General features: G+C 43.2%; 7 protein-coding genes and 1 pseudogene. 6 read left to right on the top strand and 2 right to left on the bottom strand.

The window, feature by feature from the left end; genetic code table 11:
* The first annotated feature begins 243 nt into the window (after positions 1 to 243).
* The 6 genes from aspS (at position 244) to ruvB (ending at position 5877) form a co-directional block, all read left to right on the top strand.
* Complete coding sequence (aspS, locus tag C3Z13_RS07995) at positions 244 to 2013, top strand: aspartate--tRNA ligase (protein ID WP_103855574.1); 1770 nt, start codon at positions 244 to 246, stop codon at positions 2011 to 2013.
* Between the two features lie 40 nt (positions 2014 to 2053).
* Complete coding sequence (gene nudB / locus C3Z13_RS07990; protein WP_103855573.1) at positions 2054 to 2497, top strand: dihydroneopterin triphosphate diphosphatase; 444 nt, start codon at positions 2054 to 2056, stop codon at positions 2495 to 2497.
* 283 nt (positions 2498 to 2780) lie between these two features.
* Positions 2781 to 3521, top strand: coding sequence for a YebC/PmpR family DNA-binding transcriptional regulator (locus C3Z13_RS07985; protein ID WP_103852766.1), 741 nt, complete (start codon positions 2781 to 2783; stop codon positions 3519 to 3521).
* A 72-nt stretch (positions 3522 to 3593) separates the two neighbouring features.
* Positions 3594 to 4154, top strand: coding sequence for a crossover junction endodeoxyribonuclease RuvC (ruvC, locus tag C3Z13_RS07980; RefSeq protein ID WP_103855572.1), 561 nt, complete (start codon positions 3594 to 3596; stop codon positions 4152 to 4154).
* An 86-nt stretch (positions 4155 to 4240) separates the two neighbouring features.
* Entirely contained in the window at positions 4241 to 4855 is a 615-nt protein-coding gene (ruvA, locus tag C3Z13_RS07975) for a Holliday junction branch migration protein RuvA (protein ID WP_103855571.1), read from the top strand.
* A gap of 14 nt (positions 4856 to 4869) precedes the next feature.
* Positions 4870 to 5877 carry a Holliday junction branch migration DNA helicase RuvB gene (ruvB, locus tag C3Z13_RS07970; RefSeq protein ID WP_035685781.1) on the top strand — a complete coding sequence of 336 codons (1008 nt, stop codon included), beginning with the start codon at positions 4870 to 4872 and terminating at the stop codon, positions 5875 to 5877.
* A 185-nt stretch (positions 5878 to 6062) separates the two neighbouring features.
* On the opposite strand, the gene C3Z13_RS07965 is transcribed toward ruvB, so the two are convergent.
* Together C3Z13_RS07965 and C3Z13_RS07960 are read right to left on the bottom strand one after the other, a co-directional pair.
* Positions 6063 to 7199, bottom strand: coding sequence for a glycerate kinase (locus tag C3Z13_RS07965; protein ID WP_103855570.1), 1137 nt, complete (start codon positions 7197 to 7199; stop codon positions 6063 to 6065).
* A gap of 12 nt (positions 7200 to 7211) precedes the next feature.
* A pseudogene (locus tag C3Z13_RS07960) lies at positions 7212 to 8589 on the bottom strand (GntP family permease).
* Positions 8590 to 8692: the final 103 nt, after the last annotated feature.

Genomic DNA, 8692 nt, shown 5'->3' with positions numbered 1-8692 from the left:
TGGCATAAAACACTTGTACTTACTGAAATTTCGGATTTTCACAAAATTTCCCCCCGCACTTTATTTTGCCTGCATTTTTAGAGCAAAGACTGCGGTTCTCACAAATGGAAAATTTTACAACATACACAGCAAGTCCTTGCACTGAATTTAATAAATTCACTGAATAAACAATTCTATCCCCCCAAGATTTCCGCTATAATCTTGCGGTTATCACTTTTTTTAGATTTCAATAAGGAAAATATTATGATGCGAACTCATTATTGCGGGGCGTTAAACCGCAGCAACATTGGACAAGAAGTTACTCTGAGCGGTTGGGTGAATAAGCGCCGTGATTTAGGTGGCTTGATTTTTATCGATTTGCGTGATCGTGAAGGTATTGTACAAGTCTGCTTTGACCCGAAATATCAAGAAGCACTCACCGCTGCAGCGGGCTTGCGTAATGAGTTTTGCGTGCAAATTAAAGGCGAAGTCATTGCGCGCCCTGAAAATCAAATCAATAAAAATATGACAACAGGCGAAGTGGAAGTATTGGCGAAATCCCTTTCTGTTTACAATGCCTCTGATGTGTTGCCGTTGGATTTCAATCAAAATAACACCGAAGAGCAACGCTTAAAATACCGTTATTTAGATTTACGCCGCCCTGAAATGGCGCAACGTTTAAAAACCCGTGCGAAAATCACCAGTTTTGTACGCCGTTTTATGGATGATCACGGTTTCTTAGATATTGAAACCCCAATGCTCACAAAAGCCACCCCTGAAGGCGCGCGCGACTATTTAGTGCCAAGCCGTGTGCATAAGGGTAAATTCTATGCTCTACCGCAATCGCCACAATTATTTAAGCAATTATTGATGATGTCGGGCTTTGACCGCTATTATCAAATTGTAAAATGTTTCCGTGATGAAGATTTGCGTGCGGATCGCCAGCCTGAGTTTACCCAAATCGATGTGGAAACCTCATTCTTAACCGCCCCTGAAGTGCGTGCAATTATGGAACAAATGATCCACGGATTATGGTTAGACATTTTAGGCGTAGATCTCGGTAAATTCCCAATGATGACTTGGGCGGAGGCAATGCAACGTTTCGGTTCAGATAAGCCTGATTTGCGTAACCCGTTAGAAATGGTGGACGTGGCTGATTTAGTCAAAGACGTGGATTTCAAAGTATTCAGCGGCCCTGCTAATGATCCAAATGGGCGCGTAACCGTAATCCGCGTGCCAAATGGTGCAAGCATTACCCGTAAACAAATTGACGAATACACCCAATTTGTTGGCATTTACGGAGCGAAAGGATTGGCGTGGTTAAAAGTCAATGAGCTTGAAAAAGGCTTAGAAGGCGTGCAAAGCCCAATCGCAAAATTCCTCTCTGAAGACGTGTTAAATGCGTTATTAACCCGTGTGCAAGCACAAAACGGCGATATTCTTTTCTTCGGGGCGGATAAATGGAACATTGCCACTGACGCAATGGGCGCATTACGCTTGAAATTAGGCCGTGATTTAGGCTTAACTCGCTTAGAAGAATGGAAACCACTTTGGGTGGTAGATTTCCCTATGTTTGAACGTGATGAAGAAGGCAACCTTGCCGCAATGCACCACCCGTTCACCTCTCCAAAAGATTTCAGCCCTGCACAGCTTGAACAAGATCCAACAGCAGCAGTAGCCAATGCTTATGATATGGTGATTAACGGTTATGAAGTGGGCGGCGGCTCTGTGCGTATTTTCGATCCTGTAATGCAGCAAACCGTTTTCCGCATTCTTGGCATTAACGAAGCAGAACAACAAGAAAAATTCGGCTTCTTGCTTGATGCCTTAAAATACGGCACACCACCACACGCAGGTTTAGCCTTTGGTTTAGACCGCTTAGTGATGCTTTTAACTGGCACAGACAACATTCGTGATGTTATCGCCTTCCCGAAAACCACCGCCGCCGCGTGCTTAATGACCGAAGCCCCAAGCTATGCCAACCCGCAGGCATTGGCGGAGTTAGGGGTTAGCGTGGTGAAAAACGAGAAATAATGTGAATAGGCGTGAGAGAACTCACGTCTTCTCTTCTTCTATGCAATACAAAAACCCCCAAAGTGTTCTTGTTATTATCTACGCCAAAAACACAAATCGCGTGTTGATGCTACAACGCAAAGATGATCCTGATTTTTGGCAGTCGGTAACAGGTTCAATGGAAAATGACGAAACCGCAAGAGAAACAGCAATCCGAGAGCTTTGGGAAGAAGTGCGGTTAAAAATTTCACCAAATTCAACCGCACTTTTTGATTGCAACGAAAGCGTAGAATTTGAAATTTTTCCCCATTTCCGCTATAAATACGCACCGAATATCACCCACGCGCGCGAACATTGGTTTTTATGCGCCGTGGAGCAGGAATTTGAACCGCAATTAAGCGAGCATTTGGCCTTTAAATGGGTTTCCCCACAACAGGCCGTGCAAATGACAAAATCGCCAAATAACGCCGCAGCGATTGAGAAATATTTGGTAAATAAGGGCTGATTGATTATTTGGTTGGAATAAATTCTGCCAAATCTCCCTAACCCCTCTTTGCGAAAGAGGGGAATTTAGTAGTTATAGCTCAAAATGAGTTAATCATACGCTCATATCCCCCTCTTTAGAAAAGATGGGTAGGGGGAGATTTGATAGTAGCAATAACTACACACTAAATGATATGACGCCTATTGTGGTGAACATAAGTCGCCAACGGCGAAACCATTTATAAAAACAAACAAATTTAATTAAACTCAAGATCAAAAAGATCACAAAAACAGAAGGAAAAAAAATGGCAGGACATAGTAAGTGGGCGAATATTAAACACCGTAAAGCCGCCCAAGATGCCCAACGTGGAAAAATCTTTACTAAATTAATCCGTGAATTGGTTACCGCAGCCAAACTTGGTGGCGGTGATGTGAGCGCTAACCCGCGTTTGCGTGCGGCGGTGGATAAAGCCCTTTCTAACAATATGACGCGCGATACCATCAACCGTGCAATTGATCGCGGTGTGGGCGGTGGCGATGACACCAATATGGAAACCAAAGTTTATGAAGGCTATGGCCCTGGTGGCACAGCGGTGATGGTAGAATGTTTAAGTGATAACGCAAATCGCACCATTTCACAGGTTCGTCCAAGCTTCACTAAATGCGGTGGAAACTTAGGGACAGAGGGTTCTGTTGGCTATTTGTTCAGTAAAAAAGGGTTGATTTTAATTGCGGAAGCCGATGAAGATGCGCTTACAGAAGCAGCAATTGAAGCAGGCGCAGATGATATTCAACCACAAGAAGACGGCAGCTTTGAGATCTACACTGCGTGGGAAGATTTAAGTGCGGTGCGTGAAGCCATTGAAGCAGCAGGCTTCAAAATTCAAGAAGCCGAAGTAACAATGATTCCATCAACTACGGTAAATCTTGATGCGGAAACTGCACCAAAATTATTACGCTTAATTGATATGCTAGAAGATTGTGATGATGTGCAAAATGTGTATCACAACGGCGAAATCAGTGATGAAGTGGCAGCCTTGCTTTAATGCGTAATGGAAGAAGGTGCGAAAGCACCTTTTTTGTTTAGGGTATTTGAACCTTTTCAAACAGGAAATCGAATGGCAATTATTTTGGGAATTGACCCCGGTTCTCGCTTAACGGGATATGGCGTAATCCGTCAAGTGGGGTTAAAGTTGGACTATTTAGGCAGCGGGGTGATTCGCACTCAAGCAGAAGATATGCCAACCCGTTTAAAGCGCATTTATGCGGGGGTAAGCGAAATTATCACGCAATTTCAGCCCACAATGTTTGCCATTGAAGAAGTATTTTTGGCGAAAAATGCCAATTCCGCCTTAAAACTTGGGCAAGCCCGTGGCGTGGCGATTGTTGCTGCTGTGAACCACGATTTACCCGTGTTTGAATATGCCGCGCGCTTAGTCAAGCAAACGGTGGTTGGCACAGGGGCGGCCGATAAAACTCAAGTGCAAGAAATGGTAACGCGCATTCTTAATCTTTCCGCGAAACCGCAAGCCGATGCTGCCGATGCCTTAGCCATTGCCATCACGCATTCCCATTCTTTCGCGCATTTATCGCAAATTAATCAGAATATGCAAAAAACAGCGGGAAAAAACACCGCACTTTTGCGTCCAAGATATAGCCGTGGGCGTTTTCGTTTATAATGGCTAAGCGTGAAAATTTATCGTTTAAAACTGGATATTTATCCAGTTTTATTTTATCCTATGGCAAATCGTTTTAAGGGGAAATTATGATAGGCCGTTTAACAGGATTATTAGTCGAAAAGCAACCACCAGAAATTTTGCTTGATGTGCAAGGCGTGGGCTATGAGCTTTTATTGCCAATGACCAGCTTTTATAACTTGCCAGAAACAGGGCAGCAAACAACCTTATTTACCCATTTGGTCGTGCGAGAGGATGCACATTTGCTGTTTGGATTTTCCCACAAGCAAGACCGCACGTTATTTCGTGAGCTAATCAAAACCAACGGTGTAGGCCCGAAACTGGCACTCGCCATTTTATCTGCGATGTCTGTCAATGAATTTGCTTATGCCATAGAACGTGAAGAATTGTCTAAATTAGTCAAAATCCCCGGCGTGGGCAAAAAAACAGCAGAACGTTTACTGGTTGAATTAAAAGGGAAATTTAAGGATTTACAACAAGGCGATTTCTTTATTGAAAGCACGCATTTACCTGCGGCAGAAAAATCACCAAATAAAGAAAATGTTCAAATTGATGATGCAGTCGCGGCATTAATCGCGTTAGGTTACAAAGCAAGTGAAGCGGAAAAAATGGTGAAGAAAGTTGCCGATCCTGCACTTAACAGCGAACAATTAATCCGCGAAGCCCTGAAAGCGGCATTATAAATTAAGGCAGAATAATGATTGAAGTAGATAGAATTGTCAGCGCAACGGAAAAATTCGATGAAGAAGTCATTGATCGTGCCATTCGCCCTAAATTACTCACCGATTATGTAGGGCAACCACAGGTCTGTGAGCAAATGGAAATCTTTATCCAAGCCGCCAAACTGCGCCAAGATGCGCTCGATCACCTATTAATTTTCGGCCCACCAGGGTTAGGGAAAACCACCCTTGCCAATATTGTGGCGAATGAAATGGGAGTAAATATCCGCACCACTTCAGGGCCAGTGCTTGAAAAAGCAGGCGATTTAGCGGCAATGCTGACCAATCTTGAACCGCACGATGTGCTATTTATTGACGAAATTCACCGCCTTTCCCCAGCCATTGAAGAAGTGCTGTATCCCGCAATGGAAGATTATCAGCTCGATATTATGATTGGTGAAGGTCCAGCGGCACGCTCAATTAAACTGGATTTGCCCCCTTTTACCTTAATTGGCGCAACCACCAAAGCTGGCTCGCTCACTTCCCCTTTGCGTGATCGCTTTGGCATTGTGCAACGCTTAGAATTTTATTCCGTAGAAGATCTCACGTCCATTGTGGCACGCAGTGCGCAATGTTTAAACTTAGCCATTGAACAAGATGCGGCGCAAGAAATTGCCTGTCGTTCTCGTGGTACACCGCGTATTGCCAACCGTTTATTACGCCGTGTGAGAGATTATGCCGATGTTAAAAATGCAGGGCAAATTTCCGCACAAATTGCCAAATCCGCCCTTTCAATGTTAGATGTTGATCCCGCAGGTTTCGACTTTATGGATCGTAAATTACTCAGTGCCATTATTGAACGTTTTGACGGTGGGCCTGTGGGGTTAGACAACCTTGCCGCCGCCATTGGTGAAGAACGTGAAACCATTGAAGATGTGCTTGAGCCTTATTTAATCCAACAAGGCTTTTTACAACGCACCCCAAGAGGGCGTATCGCCACATTGCGAACCTATCGTCATTTGGGAATTGATAAGCTGACTGACTAGGAAAGAAAAAGACGATGGAGTAGGGAAGTGCTCCGTTTTTTCGCAAGCTTTATCGAGATAGTAAAGTAGCAAGCTACAGGAAGTTAATGTAGAAAAGTTGGTAGAAAAACGTATCTTATGCCTAAAAATAAAGTGCGGTGAAAAATCTGAAAATTTTCCACCGCACTTGTCTTTTCACTATTCTGTTATTTCATCGCTAACTGATAAAATCTGGCGATATTCTGCGCCGTTGAAATCAGATTTTCTTTCCCCGAACGCAAGGTGTTTTCCAAACTATCGAGCTGACGAATAATCGGAAAGACTGCGTCAATGCCCTGTTCATACACCACTTCGTAATCTTCCCGTAGGCAGCCAACAATAGCAATCACAGGTTTATCAAATTGCTTAGCAGTTTTGGCGACACCAATGGGCGTTTTTCCGTAAGCACTCTGTCCGTCCATTCGCCCTTCGCCCGTAATCACCAAATCGGCATCTTGCACTTGAGCGCTAAAATTTAAGGTTTCTAACACAATATTTACGCCTTTTTTCAACCGCACTTTAGGTAGCAGCAATAATCCACCGCCCATTCCGCCAGCCGCTCCTGCCCCTGCTTGATTAGCGATATTAATCCCAAGCTGTTGCCGTACTTTCTCGGCGAAATGAGCAAGCGCGGCATCAAGTTGTTGCACCATTTGCACGGTTGCGCCTTTTTGCGGACCAAACACGGCAGATGCACCAGTTTCACCACATAATGGATTATTCACATCACAAGCCACTTCAATTTGTACTTGCGCTAAACGTGAATCAAGCTGGCTTAAATCAATATGAGCGGTGTGAATTAGCTGTTCACCGCCATAGCCCAAAGATTGATTTTCAGCATTGAGAAAGCACGCGCCCAAGGCTTGCAACATTCCAACACCAGCATCATTGGTTGCACTTCCACCAATGCCGAGAATAATTTTTTTCACCCCATAATTTAAGGCGTTCAAAATCAATTCTCCCGTGCCAAAACTGGTGGTTTTCAATGGATTACGCACCTCCATTGGCACAAGATGCAATCCTGAAGCCGCTGCCATTTCAATGAATGCGGTTTCACCATCACCAGAAAGCCCCCAAAAGGCGTCAATCTTATTGCCCAAAGGGGCGGTAACCGTGCATTGGATCAGCTTTCCTTGCGTAGCGTCCACCAAAGATTGCACCGTGCCTTCCCCACCATCAGCCATTGGGATTTTGCAATATTGCGCGTGCGGAAAAATCTTGCGAAACCCAATTTCAATCGCTTCTGCCACTTCAAACGCGGTCAAACTTTCTTTGAATGAATCTGGTGCGATGAGTATTTTCATTGTTAATTCCTGTTAAAGTAAAACTAAGGAAAGGACATAAACAGTGCTAATCCCCACAATTCCCATAATAAAAGTGAGTGTGGTTTGTGTGCGATAGCCTTGTTGTGGTGTCATTTTACTAAAGTTTGTTACCACCCAGTAGTAACTGTCATTAGCGTGAGAAACACACATTGCCCCTGCCGCAATCGCCATTACGGTCAGCGCGGCAGCAATTTCACTGGTTAATCCTAATGCACTCATTAGAGAATCATCAACATTAAACATTCCCATAATTGCCGCAGTGGTGATCATTGCTACGGTAGAGCTGCCTTGTGCGGTTTTCAAAATTGCTGAAATAATAAATGGAAAGAAAATACCCGCACTACTAATAATATGCGCATTTTCTTTAATATATTCTACGAATCCCGCTTCAACAATCACTTTGCCTAATACGCCACCAGCTGCTGTAATAAACAGAATTGGGCCAACGAGTTTTAGGGTGTCGTTGGTTAAGGTTTCAAACTCACTGATTTTGCCACATTGAAAAATAAGAATGATGGCAAAGATTAATCCAATTCCTAAGGCAATAATCGGATTGCCTAAGAATAAAATGAAATTGGCAATATCCCCTGTTGCGCCTGAAATTTTAGTGATTGAACCTAGTGCCATTAAAATGATAGGAACAAAAATCGGCGCAAGGCTTAAAAAGCCATTAGGTAAAGTGCCATATTTTTTCAATAAGGCTTCATAACCTTGAGCAATCAATTCATCATTAGCATCATCTTGCAAAATCACTCGCTTACCAATAAATTTGGCAAAAAGATAACTTGCAATCAAAACAGGAATAGATACTGCAATCCCCATAAGAATGACTAATAATAAATTATGCTCTAAACCTAATCCACCTGCCACGGCAATTGGCCCTGGTGTTGGCGGAATAAAAACGTGTGCGGCATAAAGCCCTGCGCTCAGTGCAACGGCAGTACCAACGGGATTAGCGGCAATTTTTTCTGAATCGCTTCACGAATTGGGTTTAATACAACAAAACCACTATCACAGAATACAGGAATACCAACAACCCAGCCCATAATAAGCATAGCCAGCTCTGGTCGTTTTTGCCCAACCAGTTTAACAACCATATCTGCTAATTTTAAGGCTGCTCCTGTTTTTTCTAGCACCATACCAATAATTGCACCGAAAATAATCACAATACCGATGCTCTTAAATGTGCCACTAAAGCCAGCTCCAACCATTGCTGGAATTTTAGTGAGAGGAATGCCCGCAAGAAGTGCTAAAGCAAGGGAAATTGCTCATTAATGCGAGGAAAGGGTGAACTTTTAATTTCGCTATCATAAAAAATCATAATCAGGATAGCAAGGATAAAGCTAATAATGAGTGCGATGCCCGTCATATTATTTCTCCTTTTATATGATTAATCAGCAATCACATTATTGTTTTCTCTAAGAGAAAATACTTTATCTAAAAATACAAAAAATAAGAGGGTAATTCACAAT

The organism is Avibacterium endocarditidis, from assembly GCF_002921145.1.
Taxonomy (GTDB): domain Bacteria; phylum Pseudomonadota; class Gammaproteobacteria; order Enterobacterales; family Pasteurellaceae; genus Avibacterium; species Avibacterium endocarditidis.
Note: the sequence above shows the minus strand (reverse complement) of the source record. Positions and strands in the feature narration are given on the sequence as shown.